The 18,375-nt window shown below is 33.6% G+C and carries 24 protein-coding genes; 4 read left to right on the forward strand and 20 right to left on the reverse strand.

Going from position 1 to position 18,375, the window contains the following annotated elements; translation table 11 throughout:
• The first annotated feature begins 1 nt into the window (after window position 1).
• Both AABL85_RS09375 and AABL85_RS09380 read left to right on the forward strand, forming a co-directional pair.
• Window positions 2–781: a formylglycine-generating enzyme family protein gene (locus tag AABL85_RS09375; RefSeq protein ID WP_341309898.1), complete on the forward strand. Its 780-nt coding sequence runs from the start codon at window positions 2–4 to the stop codon at window positions 779–781.
• Window positions 782–795: 14 nt separating this feature from the next.
• A complete protein-coding gene (locus tag AABL85_RS09380; RefSeq protein ID WP_341309899.1) occupies window positions 796–1,419 on the forward strand; it encodes an SCO family protein in 624 nt (207 codons plus the stop codon).
• 68 nt (window positions 1,420–1,487) lie between these two features.
• Here the strand turns inward: AABL85_RS09380 and AABL85_RS09385 are convergent, their stop codons facing one another.
• Window positions 1,488–2,630: an MFS transporter gene (locus tag AABL85_RS09385; RefSeq protein WP_341309900.1), complete on the reverse strand. Its 1,143-nt coding sequence runs from the start codon at window positions 2,628–2,630 to the stop codon at window positions 1,488–1,490.
• A gap of 142 nt (window positions 2,631–2,772) precedes the next feature.
• Here AABL85_RS09385 and AABL85_RS09390 point away from each other — a divergent pair, with 142 nt between their 5' ends.
• Window positions 2,773–3,156: a helix-turn-helix domain-containing protein gene (locus AABL85_RS09390; RefSeq protein WP_341309901.1), complete on the forward strand. Its 384-nt coding sequence runs from the start codon at window positions 2,773–2,775 to the stop codon at window positions 3,154–3,156.
• 19 nt (window positions 3,157–3,175) lie between these two features.
• Here the strand turns inward: AABL85_RS09390 and AABL85_RS09395 are convergent, their stop codons facing one another.
• From AABL85_RS09395 to AABL85_RS09470, 16 genes are all read right to left on the reverse strand, one after another.
• On the reverse strand, window positions 3,176–3,628 hold the full coding sequence (locus tag AABL85_RS09395) for a CopD family protein (protein ID WP_341309902.1): 453 nt from the start codon (window positions 3,626–3,628) through the stop codon (window positions 3,176–3,178).
• A 6-nt stretch (window positions 3,629–3,634) separates the two neighbouring features.
• Window positions 3,635–4,828 carry a hypothetical protein gene (locus AABL85_RS09400; RefSeq protein WP_341309903.1) on the reverse strand — a complete coding sequence of 398 codons (1,194 nt, stop codon included), beginning with the start codon at window positions 4,826–4,828 and terminating at the stop codon, window positions 3,635–3,637.
• 62 nt (window positions 4,829–4,890) lie between these two features.
• Window positions 4,891–5,604 carry an iron-sulfur cluster repair di-iron protein gene (ric, locus tag AABL85_RS09405; RefSeq protein ID WP_155092863.1) on the reverse strand — a complete coding sequence of 238 codons (714 nt, stop codon included), beginning with the start codon at window positions 5,602–5,604 and terminating at the stop codon, window positions 4,891–4,893.
• Window positions 5,594–7,843 (reverse strand): nitric-oxide reductase large subunit, encoded by a 2,250-nt coding sequence (locus AABL85_RS09410; RefSeq protein WP_341309904.1) that lies wholly within the window; start codon window positions 7,841–7,843, stop codon window positions 5,594–5,596. Before AABL85_RS09410 ends, ric begins: the two co-directional genes overlap by 11 nt.
• 71 nt (window positions 7,844–7,914) lie before the next feature.
• Entirely contained in the window at window positions 7,915–8,349 is a 435-nt protein-coding gene (locus AABL85_RS09415) for an RrF2 family transcriptional regulator (RefSeq protein ID WP_006262011.1), read from the reverse strand.
• A 139-nt stretch (window positions 8,350–8,488) separates the two neighbouring features.
• A complete protein-coding gene (locus AABL85_RS09420; RefSeq protein ID WP_006260299.1) occupies window positions 8,489–8,800 on the reverse strand; it encodes a DUF721 domain-containing protein in 312 nt (103 codons plus the stop codon).
• 8 nt (window positions 8,801–8,808) lie between these two features.
• Entirely contained in the window at window positions 8,809–9,237 is a 429-nt protein-coding gene (locus tag AABL85_RS09425; RefSeq protein ID WP_286415675.1) for a hypothetical protein, read from the reverse strand.
• Window positions 9,238–9,248: 11 nt separating this feature from the next.
• Window positions 9,249–10,202, reverse strand: a complete 954-nt coding sequence (ftsY, locus tag AABL85_RS09430; RefSeq protein ID WP_341309905.1) for a signal recognition particle-docking protein FtsY — start codon at window positions 10,200–10,202, stop codon at window positions 9,249–9,251.
• Between the two features lie 213 nt (window positions 10,203–10,415).
• The gene (locus AABL85_RS09435; protein ID WP_006260302.1) at window positions 10,416–10,568 is read right to left on the reverse strand and encodes a DUF4295 domain-containing protein; all 153 of its coding nucleotides are present in this window, start codon (window positions 10,566–10,568) and stop codon (window positions 10,416–10,418) included.
• A 9-nt stretch (window positions 10,569–10,577) separates the two neighbouring features.
• Window positions 10,578–10,760, reverse strand: a complete 183-nt coding sequence (gene rpmG, locus AABL85_RS09440; protein WP_006260303.1) for a 50S ribosomal protein L33 — start codon at window positions 10,758–10,760, stop codon at window positions 10,578–10,580.
• Between the two features lie 26 nt (window positions 10,761–10,786).
• Window positions 10,787–11,023: a 50S ribosomal protein L28 gene (gene rpmB / locus AABL85_RS09445; protein WP_006260304.1), complete on the reverse strand. Its 237-nt coding sequence runs from the start codon at window positions 11,021–11,023 to the stop codon at window positions 10,787–10,789.
• Window positions 11,024–11,104: 81 nt separating this feature from the next.
• Window positions 11,105–12,349, reverse strand: a complete 1,245-nt coding sequence (locus AABL85_RS09450) for a CinA family nicotinamide mononucleotide deamidase-related protein (protein ID WP_341309906.1) — start codon at window positions 12,347–12,349, stop codon at window positions 11,105–11,107.
• A 9-nt stretch (window positions 12,350–12,358) separates the two neighbouring features.
• A complete protein-coding gene (locus AABL85_RS09455; protein WP_286415678.1) occupies window positions 12,359–12,703 on the reverse strand; it encodes a histidine kinase in 345 nt (114 codons plus the stop codon).
• Window positions 12,704–12,707: 4 nt separating this feature from the next.
• Window positions 12,708–13,319: a fumarylacetoacetate hydrolase family protein gene (locus AABL85_RS09460; RefSeq protein ID WP_341309907.1), complete on the reverse strand. Its 612-nt coding sequence runs from the start codon at window positions 13,317–13,319 to the stop codon at window positions 12,708–12,710.
• Window positions 13,320–13,329: 10 nt separating this feature from the next.
• A complete protein-coding gene (locus AABL85_RS09465) occupies window positions 13,330–14,103 on the reverse strand; it encodes a 3'-5' exonuclease (protein WP_341309908.1) in 774 nt (257 codons plus the stop codon).
• A gap of 210 nt (window positions 14,104–14,313) precedes the next feature.
• The gene (locus AABL85_RS09470; RefSeq protein ID WP_341309909.1) at window positions 14,314–15,345 is read right to left on the reverse strand and encodes a cytochrome-c peroxidase; all 1,032 of its coding nucleotides are present in this window, start codon (window positions 15,343–15,345) and stop codon (window positions 14,314–14,316) included.
• A gap of 231 nt (window positions 15,346–15,576) precedes the next feature.
• Here AABL85_RS09470 and AABL85_RS09475 point away from each other — a divergent pair, with 231 nt between their 5' ends.
• Entirely contained in the window at window positions 15,577–16,026 is a 450-nt protein-coding gene (locus tag AABL85_RS09475; RefSeq protein ID WP_286415683.1) for a hypothetical protein, read from the forward strand.
• A gap of 53 nt (window positions 16,027–16,079) precedes the next feature.
• Here AABL85_RS09475 and AABL85_RS09480 read toward each other — a convergent pair whose 3' ends face one another.
• The 3 genes from AABL85_RS09480 to AABL85_RS09490 form a co-directional block, all read right to left on the reverse strand.
• Window positions 16,080–16,517: a thioesterase family protein gene (locus tag AABL85_RS09480; protein ID WP_341309910.1), complete on the reverse strand. Its 438-nt coding sequence runs from the start codon at window positions 16,515–16,517 to the stop codon at window positions 16,080–16,082.
• 116 nt (window positions 16,518–16,633) lie between these two features.
• On the reverse strand, window positions 16,634–17,653 hold the full coding sequence (locus AABL85_RS09485; protein WP_341309911.1) for a DUF4421 family protein: 1,020 nt from the start codon (window positions 17,651–17,653) through the stop codon (window positions 16,634–16,636).
• 94 nt (window positions 17,654–17,747) lie between these two features.
• Window positions 17,748–18,152 carry a hypothetical protein gene (locus AABL85_RS09490; protein ID WP_041893892.1) on the reverse strand — a complete coding sequence of 135 codons (405 nt, stop codon included), beginning with the start codon at window positions 18,150–18,152 and terminating at the stop codon, window positions 17,748–17,750.
• Between the last annotated feature and the right edge of the window lie 223 nt (window positions 18,153–18,375).

Raw genomic sequence — 18,375 nt, forward strand, 5'->3', positions numbered from 1 at the left:
AATGTTTTTTCTTGATAAATCAAACTTCATTGTGTGTCTTCTGAGCATAGTATCCTTAACAGGAATATATGCTCAGAAAGCGACACCGATGGTCACTATCAAAAGTGGAACTTTTGTTCCACTTTATGGTAGTACAGAAGAAGGCTATGTAAAAGTAGCTTCTTTCAAAATGGATCAATACGCTGTGACCAATGAACAGTATGTAGAGTTCTTAAAGAAAAACCCAAATTACCAACGCTCACAAATCAAAGCGTTATTCGCTAATAAAAGTTACTTATCTCATTGGAAAAGCGATTTAGACTATGGCGATTTAAAACCTAATGCTCCTGTGACCAATGTATCTTGGTTTACAGCTAAAAAATACTGTGAGTTACAAGGCAAAAGATTGCCTACTATGGATGAATGGGAGTATGTAGCTATGGCAGACGCAAAGAATATGGATGCTCGCCAAAAAGAAGAATACAATAAGTATATCCTCGCTTGGTACGAGACTCCTAAGACTTATGTCAATCCTGTAGGGAGCACCTTTAAAAATTACTGGGGTGTTTACGATATGCATGGCTTAATATGGGAGTGGGTAGCAGACTATAATTCAATCTTCTTGTCTGGAGAAAGTCGCAAAGACAAGGGCAACGATGAGAACTTATTCTGTGGAAGTGCTTCTATTAATGCTTCTGACCTGATGGACTATGCTGCCTTTATGAGATACGGTTTTAAAGGTAGTCTTAGAGCTAACTTTACAACAAAAAACTTAGGTTTTAGATGTGCACAAAACCCTTAAAAAAGAACATCATTATGAAAAAGACATTGATAGCATTACTAAGCTGCTCTACTTTACTACTAACTAGTTGTAAAGAGACTAAAGCTACAGAAGAGCAATCTCAAGCTACAGAACAAACTACAGAGTCACAAGAGATTTCTGATTTGTCTATTTACAATCTACCTTCTACCTGGACTACACAAGACGGCAAAGACATTGAGCTAAAAGACTTACAGGGTAATGTACTAGTCATGGTGATGATTTATACCTCTTGTAAAGCTGCATGTCCTCGATTAGTAGCTGATATGCGTAATATCGAGGAAAGAGTAAAAGGTAAAAACGCAGATAAGGTAAAATATGTGTTAGTCAGCATTGATCCACAAGTAGATACCCCTGAACGTCTAAAAGCATTTGCTAAAGAGAATCAAATGGATGGTCCTCAATGGGTATTCTTGCACTCTACTGAAGAAGACACAAGAGAGTTTGCTGCTACTCTAGCTGTGAATTATAAAAAGATCTCTCCAATAGACTTCTCTCACTCTAATATCATTAGTGTATTTAATACCAAAGGAGAATTAGATTATCAACAAGAGGGACTTGGTATAGACTACGCCCCTACTGTAAAAGAAATAGAGCGACAACTCGCTTTAATTAAATAAGAAAGTTAGTTATTAGTTTGATAATATACTGCTCTGCTTCTGTACTGAAGTTGAGCAGTATTTTTGTTTTAATTCACCTTGTTAAACTTGACAACAAAATAAATCAACACCAAGCTTAGCAAGGCAAAAATCAACATCGCTAAGGGCAAAAATTGTAAGCCATAATAAGCTATTACCTTTCCTCCAACAAAAGTTCCAACAGCAATTCCCAAGTTGCCAAAAGAAGTAGAAAGACTACTGCCTAATTCAAAAGGCAGCTTGGTTGTCTTCTGTAAGAATGCAGTTGCATTCAAGTATACAGGTGTATAAAATAGGCTCCACATGGATACAATTAAAACCGTCAAGATAGATTCACTTCCCGAAATATAAAGAAGTAAAGCTATTAGAGCTGCTCCCATAATGTAAAACACATTGCTGTAAACCGCACCTTTAGACAATACCTTCCCTCCTATGTACATGGCTACAACACCTATCAATCCAAATAAAAGCACCATATTCCCAACCATCAGACCAGACATATTCTTCTCTTTACTCAAATAGTCTGCAAAATAGCTGTAAACGCTAAACCACATCGCTAAAATAAATAAATTAACTAATGCACTTCTTATAAAAGAGAGATCTCTAAAAACTACTAGTTCTTTAGTGTTAAACACTTTTGTGTCACCTGGAACACAAGGTAAAAAGATATAAATAGCCATAAAGGCAATACTACTCACAATTCCCTGAATTAAAAAAATGGCTTCTAACCCATAGCCATTTGTCAAGTATGTAGCCAAGGGAATAGTAGTAAAAGACGCAATAGTAATACCGCTAAATACAATACTCATCATCTGACTGTGCTTATCTTTTGGTGAAAAGCGAACCGCTATAGAAAGCGCATTGGCAATATAGACTGGCTGTAGTAAAGCAGAGATAAGCCTCAGAGTAAACAACAACCAAAAAGGAGGTAAACTCACTGAGATAAAACTTGAGATTACAAATAAAGCTAAGGCTAATAGCATTACTTTCTTTTTGTCCATTCGAACCGTTAAAACAGTCATCAAAGGACCTAAGAAGGCAATCACTAAAGCAAATCCACTTAAAAGCCAACTTGCTTGATCTATTGAAATTCTATAATGTGAAGCTATCTGTGGCAGTACTCCAATAACACCAAACTCTGTTGTAATAATACTCAGCAGTCCTAAGGCTCCTACGTAGGCATATTTCTTCATAAAAATTTAATCCATACTTTTGCTTAATCAAAAGCAGTTATACATCTCATTGTATTCTGTAAATACTAAGGCAAAAGTAAAGAGCGAGTTTAGAGTAAACTATACAAGCGATTTTTGTGAGTAACTAACAATTTTGTAAGTAATGGCAAAAAGAAAAGAAAATTCAACCAATAATATCAATAGGGAGTACATCACAACTAATTGTGATGCAATCTATACAATCTGCAAAATAGGTGGAAGATGGAAGATGATGATCTTATTTTACCTTGAGGAATATGGCACACTGCGCTTTAACGAACTAAAAGAGAAAACTGTTGGGATTACTGACCGCATGCTTTCTCTACAATTAAAGGAGTTAGAAGCTGACAACTTAGTTACAAGACAAGTATATGCGGAAGTCCCTCCACGAGTAGAGTACTCCTTAACGAATATAGCTAAAGACCTTTTGCCTATTTGGCCAGCATTAGAAGATTGGGGAGCAAAACACCGTGCTTTAAGTGCTGTAAAACAAGAAGATTCAAAATAGCCTTGAGGGAAATATAACGTTATATACCGCCATATCTGACAAAACTACCAAGTATCAACATCACAATGCTAATGATCGTCACAGACAAGATGTGAAAAGTCATTAAAGGCAACTTTTGAATATCAGTCTTTAGGCGTGGTAATACATAAAACTGAGCACTTAATGCAAATAAAGCAATCGTGATCAGGCAAGCTAATTTTAGTGATACTACACGTTCTATGGGTGTTTCAAAAGTAAACCAGTTTGCCAACTTTACATTGTAGATATAGGCCATGCGTACACCTGTCAACAACATTACAAATAACGCAGGCATACCAAACCACTCATATCTACTCTCAAAGTTAAACAACTTCGCAACTGACTTCTCTTTCCAAACTTGAGGTAGTATCACAACACTTAATAAAATATGCCCTCCTACCCAAATAGTCGCGCCTAATAAGTGAAGTATTAATAAAAGGTGTAATTCATTCATAACATGCTATTTTTTTAAATATGATATAAGAAAGCTCAAGACACTAATAGGCAAAAGTACTGAAGCCCAAAACAAGGATAAAGGAGTATTCTCTATCCAAACAATATGCATAAAACCTTGTAAGCCCTGAACAAACAATAGAAATTCAGTAAGGACAAACCCAAATAGTAAGCTGAGTATCCCTATTTTAGTAAAAATATTAACATACATTTTTTTCTGTTGTATCATCAACCATAAGCCAAACCCACTCAAGACTCCTAACATATTCAAATGGATAAACCCCACAATCCAACTGCGCAATGCTTGCAATTCGTTGGCTATAGATTCTGATATTACTAACAACTGTGTTCCTATACGCATTGTAAAGCATATTCCTGCTAATATTAATAAAAGCCACACAAAGTTAGCTTCGTTATTATCTCGTTGCTTAAACATCTTATAAACGGGATTTAATAAATACCCCACAGAATAAAATTGCAATAAAACGCCTACTGCATTTAAGTAATGAAGTATAGGTAATTCTACATACCAACTCACGGGTAGAGCATAAGTGAGTATTACAGATACTATCCAAGTGTAATAAAAAGGTTTAAACTTAGATAAAGAGTATCCCTTAAATACAATAGCAAACAACAACGTCAAAAAGGCAGTTAAGAACCAACCGTCAAACTGGAAGTGCAAAAAGAACTGTATGCAAATTTGATAAAAGGCACTTGCTTTACCCATCATGCCAACTGCTGGTCCCAAACACCAAACACCTAAAGTAGAAAATGCCATAAAGAACAAGGACGTTTTTAATAAAACACCTTGCTGCGTTCTTGAGACAGTGTTGTTCTTCCACAGATGCACGACAAATACATAAGAACAGATAATGTGCAATGTAGAAAAGCTAATAGAAGCAGTGGCATATCCCATAAAGGGAAAAGTCACCCCCATTCCAAGCACAGCCAATTGGGTTACCCAAAATAGTCGCGTGTAAAATGTATTTTCCTTATCGTTTTTTAATCCAAACTGTTGCACAAACAATACGTAAACCAGTAAATACAACCAACCTAATAAAGCAATATGAGAGTGCGTATGTAAAACATATAAAAACGTCACTCCTTCTATCGGATAAACGAAAATACTTCTCAACAAAAGCCCCAACAAAGCAGCTATTAAAAAGTTGAATAGAGGAATGATATAATAGATTGGTTTCATATGTTATAATACAAGAAGTGCCTTATACTAAAGGTAAGGCACTTCTATCTAAATTGAAAATCTTAACTAAACTTTTGTTCTAATGCAACTGCACTTGGAAATAATATGTTGTTTTCTAAGTGAATGTGTTTGTGTAAATCCTCTTCAAACTCCTTCAACATAGCATAAGTTACCTTATAAGTATTACATCCATCAGCTGGAGGAGTATAATTATTAGACAGTGCTGCTATTTTGCGGAAGCGATCTCCTTCACCATCGTGCTCATGCATCATCATGGCAACTGGATTTTGAACACTCCCAAAGTGAGGAGTATCTAATGGTTGTCCAGAGATAGTAGCAGATACCATTTTGCGAATAAATGGGAAAAGTACTAATTCTTCTTTCTTCAAGTGTTGACTTAATTCACCAGCACATCCGATAAACAGTTCATTAATTTCTATTAATTCAGGATGTCTATCTCCATGTACGCGACTAAGCTTATTCAAGAACTGTAACAATACTGGTATCTTCTCCTCCACATAGCGATGGTGAGTCTTCTCAATATAATCAGCTAACAAATCCAAAGGCCAGTGTCTAAAGTCAATATTGTTTTCAGCTTGATGCGTTAACAACTTTTCTAACTCGTTAATAAGTTCCTCTTGATCTACTGATTTTCTCTCACATACTTCATCAATAGTACGTCCTCCTTTACAGCAGAAATCAATTCCATATTTATTAAATACTGCTGCTGTTCTAAAATCTTCTGCTACAAATGAGCCCACTGTTCTATTTTTCATGATTGTCTTTTTTTAATGTTAATTTGAATACAAATAATACGATTGCAAATATTCCGACTGTAAAGATTACATCCCCTATTGTACGTAGCCATTTCAGCGTATTCATTGCCGGTAATTGCATTAACTCACTTGAGCGAGCGTACCACATACCATGTTGAATACTTTCAATAGCTTGCCATATACCGATTGGCAACAAACTTAATAGTGCCATTAGTAGCAAACCTAAGTTCAATCCCCAAAAGCCTATTTTTAATAACTTCTCATTCCATTGTACATTCCTGTAGATACTTCTTAATACGAAAAGCATTAGTCCAATCCCCAACATTCCGTACACACCAAACAAAGCAGTATGACCGTGAAGAGGGGTTGTATTTAACCCTTGTACATAATACAGTGCTATGGGTGGATTAATAATAAAACCAAATACACCAGCTCCTAAGAAGTTCCAAAAAGCGACAGCAACCATAAAGTATATTGGCCATTTGTAGTCTTGTAACCAACCTTTATGTGTAGATATTTTATAGTTCTCATAAGCCTCGTACCCTATTAAAGTTAATGGCACAACTTCTAATGCACTAAATGTTGCTCCTAAAGCCATTACTGCCGTAGGCGTACCAGAAAAATACAAGTGATGGAAAGTACCGATAATACCACCTGACATAAATACAATGGTTGAGAATAAGGCTCCATTAGTCGCTGTTTTCGTTTTAATCAATCCCATTCGAACAAATAAAAACGCCAATACTACAGTTGCAAATACTTCAAAGAAACCTTCAACCCATAAATGCACTACCCACCATCTCCAATATTCTGCAATGGCTAAGTTTGTTTGTCTTCCCCACATTAATCCAGCACCATAAAATAAGGCAATGGCTCCACAAGAAATTAAGAATAAGATTATCAAATTGCGGTGTTGACTGCCCTTTTCTTTCAATACGGGGATAAGAGGTCTTATCATTAAAGCTAACCAAACAAATAATCCCACGAATAAGAATATTTGCCAAAAGCGACCTAAGTCTACGTACTCATATCCTTGATGTCCAAACCAGAAGTTTTGTACCAAGTCGAGCTTTTGCATAATCCCAAACCACTGTCCTATCATAGATCCCAATACAATAATTAGCAAAGCAACAAATAGGAAGTTTACTCCGAATACCTGAAACTTTGGATCTTTTCCACCGACAGCCGGAGAAATATAAAGTCCTGTTCCTAACCAAGCAGTTGCAATCCAAAAAATAGCTAATTGAGTATGCCATGTACGAGTAACAGAATAAGGTAAAATCTTATCTAATGGAATACCGTATAACCCTTGCCCTTCTACACCATAGTGAGCCGTAATAATACCTAATCCCACCTGTAACAACATCAATAAGCAAACAACCCAGAAATACTTCTTCAGAATTGTCATACTTTTAGTCACTGTTCCATTTGATACTGGGTCTTTGACTGGTACCATTTCTTCTTCTTCCTGTTTAGAGGCTACGTGATAATACACCAATACCCCAACAGCAAAAATCAATAAGATAATACTCACACCTGACCAGGCTAACAGAGGTGTAGTAGCAACATTTCCAACCAAGTCCTCTGCAGGCCAGTTGTGCGTGTAACTGATATCGCTATCAGGTCTATTCGTTACCGTAGCCCATGTTGCCCAAAAGAAGAAAGCATTCATTTGCTGTAATCTCACTGGGTCAGTAATTGAATTATTGGGAATAGCATAGTCTTTGCGCAATTGTGCAAATTCAGGGTCATCAGTGAATAACTTGCTATAATACTCCTGTAAATACAGCCTTGCCATATTGCGTTCAGGTGTTATCGTTAATATCCCTGTTGCTTTATCATACGTATTAGGTCTGATATTAGCTTGTAAGTGTGCTTTTAAATAAGCTTGTTCTTCTAAAGAACTTTCAGCATAAGTTTTATCATACTTTTCCTTTGCGTAATAATCTAATAAATACAAAGCTTCGCGATGTAAATAGTCTGCAGTCCAATCAGGGGCTACGTAAGCACCATGTCCCCATACAGATCCAACTTCCTGACCACCGATACTCTGCCAAACATTTTGACCGTCTTTGATATCTTTATCAGATAAGATTACTTCACCAGTAGTCGTCTTGACTTCTGTTGGTACAGGAGGAGCTTCTTGGTAAATTTCTATACCATAATACCCCAGTACCCCAAACGAGAATAACATCACTATCGCAAATGCTATCCATAACTTTCTTTGTTTATTTTTCATACCTTTTAAATAGAAGACTTTTTTATCCTTTATTGCTTTGTAAAAAAAGGGAAGTTACTCCCCGCGTATAATTACAACTTCAAAAAAGTATCACCAGACTTGGTACCATTGGCTAACTCTCGCAAAGTAGTAGTTTCTAACATATTTCTCAATCCTTCTCGGATTGCTTTAAATTTAAAGTGAACAGGACAAGGGTGTGTTTCAGAACACTGAGCCAACCCTAATCCACATCCCTTGTAGATAGAATCACCATCGATCACATTCACTACCTCACATAACTTAATATTATCTAAGCTTGCTATCGGAATTTCAAATCCTCCTCCTACTCCCTTAACCGATTCAATCACTCCGCTTTTAGAAAGCTTTTGAAGTATCTTAGCTGTAAAAGCTTCTGGAGCATCTATTTCTTTTGCTATTTCTTTAAAGCCTACACGCTCCCCTTTCAGTGAAGATACTGAGATAAAAACAACTGAACGAATAGCGTATTCACAAGCTTTAGAAAACATATCATTTATTTTAATAATACAAATATAAAACAATTCTACATATAAAAGACAATAAAGTCCTTTATATATGAAATAAAAAAAGCAATATTAATCCAATAGACTAATATTGCTTCTTATATAGATAACTATACGTTATTACTTATCTAAAAATTATTTCTTTTATTACCTCTCTTCCTAACTCTTCATTTATCATTCTAATTATCTTACTCTTTCCATAAGTTAATTCCTCGCGTACAATAGGAGAAGACAAAGCTACATAAAGTACATCACGTTTTAAGAGTATATCTAATGTATAATTAGCTATTCCTGGTCCTAACAGATTCTTCCAAGCGGCGCGAACATCAAGATTATCAATTCCTTTATCTAAGTTATTCTCCTTTATAAAAATCTTTAAAAGATCCTGAATACTGCTCTCTTCTCTTAATCGTTTATTTACATCATACTTTTTCAATGCTTATACTATTTTAAGGTAAAAGGTACTGCCTTTTTATAATAATAGATGATATCATTTTCATTTTTTACAACGAATTCATCTTCATCTAATTTTATCAATTCTTCCTTCCACTCAGAGAACTCAGTCTTATACATTAACCAAGTTTTTCCAGACTCCTTAACTATAGTAAGATTTTCTTGCACCTCATTAGTTAAATATTCACCATTTACCTGTGGCATTACTTTCTGGCGAAAACCTACTCCTTTATCATTGATTTCGAAGAAATCAATAGAAGAGTTAATGGTGTAATCTTTCTCTTCGCCATCTGGCAATTTTGCTTTCTCTATTTCCCAATAACCATTAATTTCTTTTAAATCTTCAGATGTAAATTCTTTTCCACAACTTGCCATTAAAAAGAGTACACTAATGAAAAGCACTTTATATAATCTATACATAACTATTACTTCTATTTAAAAAAAGAATCAACGAACTCATATTTATTAAATACCTGTAGATCTTCTATACCCTCTCCTACACCAATATATTTAACTGGTATTTGGAATTGATCAGATATACCTATAATAACCCCACCTTTAGCAGTTCCGTCTAATTTAGTTACAGCCAAACAGTTTACTTCTGTTGCAGCTGTGAATTGCTTAGCTTGTTCAAAGGCATTTTGTCCTGTAGAACCATCTAACACCAACATTACATCATGAGGAGCATCTGGGATAACTTTCTGCATAACACGTTTAACTTTAGTAAGCTCATTCATCAAATTCACTTTATTATGCAAACGACCTGCTGTATCAATAATCACAACATCTGCATTCTGAGTTACTGCTGATTGCAAAGTATCAAAAGCAACAGAAGCTGGATCACTTCCCATTTGTTGTCTTACAATAGGCACTCCTACTCTATCTGCCCAAACTTGTAACTGGTCAATAGCTGCTGCTCTAAATGTATCAGCTGCTCCTAACACAACATTTAATCCTGCTTTTTTAAATTGATAAGCTAATTTACCTATCGTTGTTGTTTTTCCAGCACCATTTACACCTACCACCATCAACACATAAGGTTTTTTATCTTTCGGAATTTCAAACTCAGTAGCTTCACCAGATTGAGTCTCTGATAACAACCCTGCTATCTCATCTCTTAGAATCTGATTTAACTCATCTGTTCCTACATATTTATCTCTTGAAACACGTTCCTCTATACGCTCAATAATTTTCAATGTAGTATTAACACCTACATCAGATGACACAAGTATTTCTTCTAGATTATCAAGTACATCATCATCTACTTTTGACTTACCAGCAACTGCTTTAGTCAGTTTGGAGAAAAAAGAAGATTTAGACTTTTCTAAACCTTTATCTAAAGTTTCCTTCTTTTCTGAAGAAAATAACTTCTTAAAAAAACTCATATTACTTTTATTAACTACTGCAAATATAAAGAATAAAAAGTGAATCAATTTACCCAAATTACAGGATAAATAAATAAACAACTTTTACTCTTTTTATTATAAATAAAAAAAGCATCCATAAAAGGTGCTTTTAATAAAACTTCGGTATTGTAAATATATACAAAAAAAGCTGTCTATAATAGACAGCTTTTCAAGATCTTTATAATGGTAAAATTACTTCTTGTTTAAGAAATCATCCACAAAGTCAGGAGCCATAACAGCTTCAACGAATGTGTAAGCTCCAGTTTTAGGAGATTTAACCATTTTAATTGCTTTCGTCAACTTTTTAGAAGATGTTCTTAAAGTCGCTACGGTTTTCTTTGCCATGACTAATAATTATTTAATTTCTTTGTGAACTGTTACTTTCTTCATGATAGGATTAAATTTTTTAATCTCTAATCTATCAGGTGTGTTTTTCTTATTCTTAGTCGTGATGTATCTTGAAGTTCCTGGTAAACCAGATGCTTTGTGTTCAGTACATTCTAAGATTACTTGAATTCTGTTCCCTTTCTTTGCCATCGTATTCTATTTTTTAATGGTATGAATTATTTTACTAATCCTTTTGCTTTTGCATCTTTCAATACAGCAGTAATACCTTTTTTGTTAATTGTTTTTAATGCAGACGTTGATAATTTCAATGTTACCCATCTGTCTTCTTCAGCAATGTAGAAACGTTTTTTAACTAAGTTCACAGAAAACTTTCTCTTAGTTTTATTCATCGCGTGAGAAACGTTGTTTCCAACCATTGCTCTTTTACCAGTAATTTCACAAACTCTTGACATTATTTCTTATCTTTTATTTCAATATTCAAAATCAGGGTGCAAAGTAACGAAAAAGAAAATTATCTTACAAATTCTTTTAGGTTATTTTTTTAATATTTCATTATATATCAATTCTAAACCCTTTGCTATAGTGCTATTTATAACCTTTTCTCTCGGTTGGCCTAATTCGTATTTTTTTGCAAACACTCTTGTCGGCGTCGCGATTCCCACACATACAGTTCCTACCTCAACATCAGAATCTCCCTTAGATGGTCCAGCATTTCCAGTAGTAGCGATTGCATAGTCACTATTAAATTTTAATCGTGCTTGCTCAGCCATTTCCATAGCCACTTCTTCACTTACTACCGTATATTTATTTATTGTATCTTGATTAACTCCTAGTATATTCACTTTACTCTCGGTCGCATAACATACTATTCCTCCTTTAAAGTAAGCAGAAGAGCCAGGTTTAGCATTAAACATAACAGCTAACTGCCCACCTGTACAACTTTCTGCAAAAGAAATAGTTTTATTTCTAATTTGCAACTCTTTTGTGATAATTTCAGGAAAGTCAATATCCTCATAAGCTCTAATATACGCCTTCACAGACTCAGGCATCCTATCAATCTGCATTTCAATACTTTGAAACAAAAAATCTTGATTAGCACCTCTACTCGACAGACGTAATCTAACTTTTCCAGGGCTCGGCAAATAAGCTAACTTTATATCTGACGGTAAGTTATTCTCCCAATCTTCAAGATATTCTGCTAACAAACTTTCTCCAATACCATATGTAATTATCGTTTTATGGATATTAAATATCTCTTTAAAGTGATCCTTAATATAGGGAACTAGTTGCTCACTAAATATTGTTTTCATCTCAAAAGGAACTCCTGGAAAAGAAACAAAAGCCGTATTATCTTTTTGCATTAACATACCTGGAGCCGTACCTACTGCATTAAATAAAACAGTAGAAGTAGAAGGTACTAAAGCTTGTTGCTTATTAACCTCTGAAATAGGCCTTTTATAATAATCTTCTATAAGTATCGTAACATGAGCTAAAACTTTCTCATCCACAATTAAATGATCCTCAAAAAAGTCACAAAACACTTTTTTAGTCACATCGTCCTTAGTTGGTCCTAATCCTCCTGTCATTAAAACTAAGTCTACCTGTCCCATTTGAGAAGACATAGCTTGCTCTATTGATTCTCTTTTATCAGAAATAGTTATAATTTCTGTCACTTCAAACCCTAATAAATCAAGTTCTTTAGCTAAATACGTAGAATTAGTATCTACAATCTGGCCGATGAGAATCTCATCTCCTATAGTGATTATACTTGCTTTCATACTCTTTTTTTACAAACTAAAGTCTTTCTGTATTTCTTTGCGAGCTTTCTTTACTCTTTCTTTAAATATTTTAAAAGTCTCCTTCACAGCCTTAGTCTTACCTTTTTCCTGGGTCCATTCTTCTATTAAAGAAGCTTCTTCAATAGCCTGTTCCATTCCTAAAAACTCTAATGAAGGCATTAGTATATTCATACTTTCTGCTACATCACCATAGTTCTTTTCATTGATTCCTGTCTTTATTTTTTTGACCAATTCTTTAGACTCTTCAACAAAAACGATTAAGCCAGCCTTCACTAGCTCTTGATCATCATTATAAGTCTGTAATATAGGTCCTAAATCATAATGAAGTGCCATACGCTTATTTTACATTTAGACGAAATAACTTTTTACCTGCTAGAGTTCCTTCTAACACATCCCCCTCATTTACTTTACCCACTCCTTTTGGAGTACCTGTGAAGATTAAGTCTCCTTTCTTCAAAGTAAAATATTTAGATACTTCTGCTATAGTTTCATCTATATTCCAGATCATCTGTGCAGTACTAGCTTCCTGAACTGTATTACCGTTTTGTATTAATGAGAATGTAGTGTCATAAAGATTTTCTAATTCTCGCTTGTCAATAAACTCGCCTAACATTGCAGATCCATCAAAAGCTTTTGCCTTCTCCCAAGGCAACCCTTTTTCTTTTAATTTACTCTGCATATCTCTAGCGGTAAAATCAATTCCTACAGTCACCTCGTCATAATACTTATGAGCAAATTTGGGCTCTATATATTTACCTACTTTAGTAATCTTAACAACTACTTCTATTTCATAATGAATGTCATCTGAAAACTCAGGAATAGAAAATGGACACTCTCTACCCAACAATGCAGAATCAGGTTTAATAAATAATACAGGCTCTGAAGGTCTTTCATTATTAAGCTCCTCAATATGCTCTACATAATTTCTTCCTATACAAACTATCTTCATAAAGATGTTATTACAACTTATTATTTAATTTTCGCAATTTTAGACCAGTCAATACTTTCTTAGTATACAATGGAAAATCAGCATTCTGAATCCAACCATAATACCCTGGTTCATTTTCTAAAACATCCTCTACTAAAGCCCCTTTGTGCTTTCCAAAAGTGAAAATTTCTTTACCTTCTTCATTTAATGCTATGAATCCAGCGAAATCAACACTTTTCTTACGAGTAGTAAACTCAGATAATGACTTCATATCGTTCTCTAAATCTTCATATCTATCTAATTGTGCTTTTAATATTTCATAAGTAGCATTCGTATCAGCAGCTGCAGAGTGAGCGTTATCTAAACTCTTATTACAATAGAAACGATAAGCAGCACTTAAAGTACGCTCTTCTTTTTTGTGGAAAATTGTTTGGATATCTACAGATACTCTATTTCCCATTTCAAAATCTACTCCTGCTCTCAACAATTCTTCTGCTAATAACGGAATATCAAAACGATCTGAATTAAACCCAGCCAAATCAGAGTCTTTAATCATATTATATACTAGCGGAGCTAATTCTTTGAACGTTGGCTCGTTTGCTACCTTCTCATCTGTAATACCATGTATAGCTGTAGATTGTGCAGGTATAGCTCTCTCTGGATTAACTAACCATGTTTTACTCTCTTTATTTCCGTTAGGAAACACTTTTAATATCGATATCTCTACAACTCTGTCTCTCGCTACGTCTATACCAGTTGTTTCTAAATCAAAGAAACAAATTGGTCTATGTAATTTCAACTCCATTATTCTATTTTTATTTAATTACAAATATAATAAATGTAAACTTTAGCAAATTAAAAACCAATGCTAACTTTTTTAACATTAATAACTACTATTGATATATTTACTTTTTAGTATAATTATAATTTTACAATACTTATCACAAATAATAAAGGCTATTCCTAAATAGAATAGCCTTTATCCAAACATTAAAAATAACTTATCTAACCAAACCTATGATTCGAAAGGTGATTTTTTTACCTCATCTTTTATATCACTAGACAAGCTTCCTAAGAAAATTGTAATATCATCTATTTGTTCTTGACTCAACTTTACATTAGTCTGCAAACTAGCCATAATGCGAACAGCTTCTTTTAAATCTCTGACAGAGCCATCGTGAAAGTATGGCCATGTATGCTCTATATTTCTTAATCCAGGTACTTTAAACAAATACTTCTCTGTATCTTTTTTACTTAAATCAGCTAATCCATTATCTATCTTATCTGATTTAGTTTCTTGCCAATAATCATCATACACTCCAAATTTCTGAAACATTTGCCCTCCTAATGCTACTCCATTATGACAAGTAATACATCCTACAGAAATAAAAGTCTCTAATCCCTTTTGCTCTTGTGCTGTTAAAGCCGTTACATCCCCATCTAAGAATTTGTCAAACCTACTTTCAGGCATTAATGTACGCTCAAATGCACCAATCGCATTCGTAATATTCTTAAATGTAATAGGTTCTTTATCCGATTTATATACTATAGCAAATTTCTCCTTATACATATCGATTTTGCGTAACCTGTCTTCTAATTCCTTTTCATCTTTAATATTGTGTTCTACAGGATTTAGAATTGGCCCGCCAGCTTGTTCCTCTACATCTTTTGCTCTACCATCCCAAAATTGCATACTGTGTAAAGCTGCGTGAAATACTGTAGGTGAATTACGCCCTCCTAAAGATCCGTCATCTCCTGGTGAAAATGCTAAATTATCTACCCCATACGTATTTAGATTATGACATGAGTTACAACTGATATTTCCATCTTTAGATAAATTCGTATCAAAATATAAATATTTTCCTAACTCTACTTTCTCTGGATCCAAATTTGCATTCTCTACAGAAGAGATTGGTTGAAAGTAAGCTGAGGCTTTTGTCAACAGTTCTGATTTTACTTCTCCTTTATCTTCAGAACTACTTGTTTGGTCTTTTTTACAACTTACCAATGCCAACAAAACAGTCAATAAAACTAGATGTTTTTTCATATTTTACACTTCTTTGATTTATGATATCAAGTTACTTAGTATAAAGAGCAAGAAGAATGACATATATCACCTTACATCACCACTTCCCGTTTTAGCATTTTATCAACTTTCCTCTTTAATAACAATCATAAACCTATAAAACAGCTTCAAAAAACAAATATTAGCCAATTAACATTTTGTTTTATTAAATATTTACTTTATTTTGGCTATAACCAACAACGATAAAATACTATGAAAACAATTTATTCTCTTCTTATCCCTTTCTCTTTAGCGATAATTTGCACGAGTTGTCACACCACAGAAACAATAGTATCTACACCTTACAAACTAAAAAATGAAAAAACAGTAGTCTATTCCGCTAAAACCTTTATGTTTAAAAATTACTTTTTCACCTATGAGAACGGTGAAGCTACTTTAGTATATCAACAAGATGCTAAACTAAATGAAAAAACAGAGCCTGTATACTTGACCCTAAGAGAAAATAAAGAAAATACGAGGTTTCAAGAGTTCACAGATAAGACTAAACAAATCACAGTTAAAATAATTAGCGATTATGAAGTGAGGCTACAACTAGACAAAGCCAGATACACACTCTATACATCAGAGCATCTAAAAGAAGTTAATGCTGATACGCAACGAATACTAGCGGATATCGCTTTATGGAGAAATGACAGATACTAATGATATTCATTTATAAAAAAGCAACTATAGTTCCATATATAGTTGCTTTTTTCTTATAGTCCTGGTTCATAATTTTCTATCTCTTCTCTTAACCAAGTCGGAATCTCTATTGTTTTTTTCTCTTTGATATCTATCATCACCTGCGTGCTTCTACCTATAGCATGTAAGATTAAATTTCTATTCTCTCCTTCACTCACAATAGCATACTCAATCTCAAAACTCTTTCCTCCCATTTTTGATATTCTCACGCCTACTCTAGGATGTTTTACATTTAGCTTAATCTCCTTAATATAGTTACAAGAGATATTAGCTATCACAAACATATGTTTAAACCAATCCCATGTCTTACTGGCTGCATTCATATAATACCCTCTACCGATCTGAAAATAGTCGATATACATCACATTATTAACATGTCCTAATGCATCCATATCACTCCATCTAATCTCTAAAGGATGAAAAAACCTAAAATCATTACTATTAAAATCCATATTTACTCATCTAAAGTTAGATATTCAAGATATAAAAAACATCTTAAACCATAGTCTACTTTCTTCAGAATATCTAAACTTCTCCCAGAAAGTTTTTTTTCAGAAGTGTATTGATGTTATTCTTCATTTAAAGTATTGTTCACATCTTTTATTTTATTTCCAAATATTGCTTCTTTCCAACTGTAATCTTTCTGAAGAAATTTAATTTCTCTTTTTAAATTAAATCTCTTGATAACAGTAAAGTTAAATGTACTTGTTAACAACCCTGTTTGATAATCCTTCTTCATGTTTAAGAACAATCCATTGGCTACTGCAGATGCACTAACAATCCACTCTTCCCCTATATAACCAAGAGAGAATCGGCCTACCACAGAAGGGTTAACTGTAAAAATAGTCTCGTTCGTTAATAAATTCTCTTCTATGGCTCCATTCACACCAAATGTAAATGCGCCTGCTACCAATACTTTTTTATAAGGCCCCCAGTTATACCCATACCCTATATTAGGACCAAAATGATAAGTACGCTTGTCATAATCATTTAACTTTTCTGAAAGAACCGGAATATTTCGAAGCGATGAATAAAACATTCCACCCCCTAATAATAGAGAACCAGCCGACTTCATTTGTACTTTGCTTAAATCGTAGGCTGCACCTAATGAGTACTTCTCATTATTCCATACATATTGAAATAAAGCCCCATACATATGAATCTTAAAATCCGGAAAAATATCTTCTGCTGTAGGAGTATCATCCTTATTATTTTCTTTATATCTATAAAATCCCTTATTTCGTTTATAATATAAGTCTATCAGAAATTTATCTCCATAATGATGGTATTGAAAATCTGTTGCTTTTGTCTTACCCTTTTCCTTCTCTCTCATAAAAGAAAAACCATGACTAAAACTAAAAGAAGAACTTCCCCATAAAAAGCCTACACCTATGCTCACCGGTTTATTAGACTCAAATGTCTGTGTACTCTTTTTATCTTCTAGAGTATAATCTAGTGCCAATACATCTTTACCAATTGCAAACTTAACACCATAAGGCTTTATATGATCTTTCACATAAGTAGAATCAACCTGTGCAAACACAGAGATTGAAAAAAGAAAGAATACTAGCGCTTTTAAATATCTCACTATAGCTAAACAATTAATTACCACGAAACAATATTAATAAAAAAACCTCTAGTATAAACTAGAGGTTCATTAAGTTTTTAATAGACTAAAAGAGTTAGTTTACATCATAATAGTCATATACATGATATTCATTGAATGCAACTTCTTCATCACATTCTAAAGTTGAATAATGCTTTTCACCAGCATCAAACAAAACTAGATTTAAACGTTTAAACAATAAATGCAACATTTCTTTTTGTCCTTCTTCGTCCAACTCTAAGGTCAATTTTACAATATGCTCTTTACTCTCTGTGCTTTTTTCTTTATCTACACAGATTAGAGTTACTTTAAAGTCACTGATTCCTGTTAAAGATAATCCTACAACTTTAAATCTCTCTTGATCTACATCAAAGTACTCCCCAATACTACTGATGTAATTCCCTTTTTTTGCTGCGATGATATCTGATATATCAGCCGCGATACTTCCTGTGAAGTCATTGAATTGTACTTCTGCTTTCATAAAACAACAAAATTTAATTTTCTTTTCACTGATAAAGATAGTAAAACATTAGTTATCACAACATTATATATTATTTTTAAATTACTTTTTACTTTTAAGAAAGTTTGAGACTTTATAAGTTATTTATTTAGATAAATAATAACATTAAAATCAATTATATCTTAAATACACGTAATTATATCCATTTTATTAATACTCAACAACATCGTTTAAAAAAGTCAAA

Source organism: Myroides odoratimimus (assembly GCF_038039805.1).
GTDB classification, from domain to species: Bacteria; Bacteroidota; Bacteroidia; order Flavobacteriales; family Flavobacteriaceae; genus Flavobacterium; species Flavobacterium odoratimimum_B.

Excerpts from the sequence above, each read along its gene's own strand:
- AABL85_RS09375 (WP_341309898.1), top strand. The coding sequence starts at position 2 with ATGTTTTTTCTTGATAAATCAAACTTCATTGTGTGTCTTCTGAGCATA.
- AABL85_RS09380 (WP_341309899.1), top strand. The coding sequence starts at position 796 with ATGAAAAAGACATTGATAGCATTACTAAGCTGCTCTACTTTACTACTA.
- AABL85_RS09385 (WP_341309900.1), bottom strand. The coding sequence starts at position 2,630 with ATGAAGAAATATGCCTACGTAGGAGCCTTAGGACTGCTGAGTATTATT.
- AABL85_RS09390 (WP_341309901.1), top strand. The coding sequence starts at position 2,773 with ATGGCAAAAAGAAAAGAAAATTCAACCAATAATATCAATAGGGAGTAC.
- AABL85_RS09395 (WP_341309902.1), bottom strand. The coding sequence starts at position 3,628 with ATGAATGAATTACACCTTTTATTAATACTTCACTTATTAGGCGCGACT.
- AABL85_RS09400 (WP_341309903.1), bottom strand. The coding sequence starts at position 4,828 with ATGAAACCAATCTATTATATCATTCCTCTATTCAACTTTTTAATAGCT.
- ric (WP_155092863.1), bottom strand. The coding sequence starts at position 5,604 with ATGAAAAATAGAACAGTGGGCTCATTTGTAGCAGAAGATTTTAGAACA.
- AABL85_RS09410 (WP_341309904.1), bottom strand. The coding sequence starts at position 7,843 with ATGAAAAATAAACAAAGAAAGTTATGGATAGCATTTGCGATAGTGATG.
- AABL85_RS09415 (WP_006262011.1), bottom strand. The coding sequence starts at position 8,349 with ATGTTTTCTAAAGCTTGTGAATACGCTATTCGTTCAGTTGTTTTTATC.
- AABL85_RS09425 (WP_286415675.1), bottom strand. The coding sequence starts at position 9,237 with ATGTATAGATTATATAAAGTGCTTTTCATTAGTGTACTCTTTTTAATG.
- ftsY (WP_341309905.1), bottom strand. The coding sequence starts at position 10,202 with ATGAGTTTTTTTAAGAAGTTATTTTCTTCAGAAAAGAAGGAAACTTTA.
- AABL85_RS09435 (WP_006260302.1), bottom strand. The coding sequence starts at position 10,568 with ATGGCAAAGAAAACCGTAGCGACTTTAAGAACATCTTCTAAAAAGTTG.
- rpmG (WP_006260303.1), bottom strand. The coding sequence starts at position 10,760 with ATGGCAAAGAAAGGGAACAGAATTCAAGTAATCTTAGAATGTACTGAA.
- rpmB (WP_006260304.1), bottom strand. The coding sequence starts at position 11,023 with ATGTCAAGAGTTTGTGAAATTACTGGTAAAAGAGCAATGGTTGGAAAC.
- AABL85_RS09450 (WP_341309906.1), bottom strand. The coding sequence starts at position 12,349 with ATGAAAGCAAGTATAATCACTATAGGAGATGAGATTCTCATCGGCCAG.
- AABL85_RS09455 (WP_286415678.1), bottom strand. The coding sequence starts at position 12,703 with ATGGCACTTCATTATGATTTAGGACCTATATTACAGACTTATAATGAT.
- AABL85_RS09460 (WP_341309907.1), bottom strand. The coding sequence starts at position 13,319 with ATGAAGATAGTTTGTATAGGAAGAAATTATGTAGAGCATATTGAGGAG.
- AABL85_RS09465 (WP_341309908.1), bottom strand. The coding sequence starts at position 14,103 with ATGGAGTTGAAATTACATAGACCAATTTGTTTCTTTGATTTAGAAACA.
- AABL85_RS09470 (WP_341309909.1), bottom strand. The coding sequence starts at position 15,345 with ATGAAAAAACATCTAGTTTTATTGACTGTTTTGTTGGCATTGGTAAGT.
- AABL85_RS09475 (WP_286415683.1), top strand. The coding sequence starts at position 15,577 with ATGAAAACAATTTATTCTCTTCTTATCCCTTTCTCTTTAGCGATAATT.
- AABL85_RS09480 (WP_341309910.1), bottom strand. The coding sequence starts at position 16,517 with ATGGATTTTAATAGTAATGATTTTAGGTTTTTTCATCCTTTAGAGATT.
- AABL85_RS09490 (WP_041893892.1), bottom strand. The coding sequence starts at position 18,152 with ATGAAAGCAGAAGTACAATTCAATGACTTCACAGGAAGTATCGCGGCT.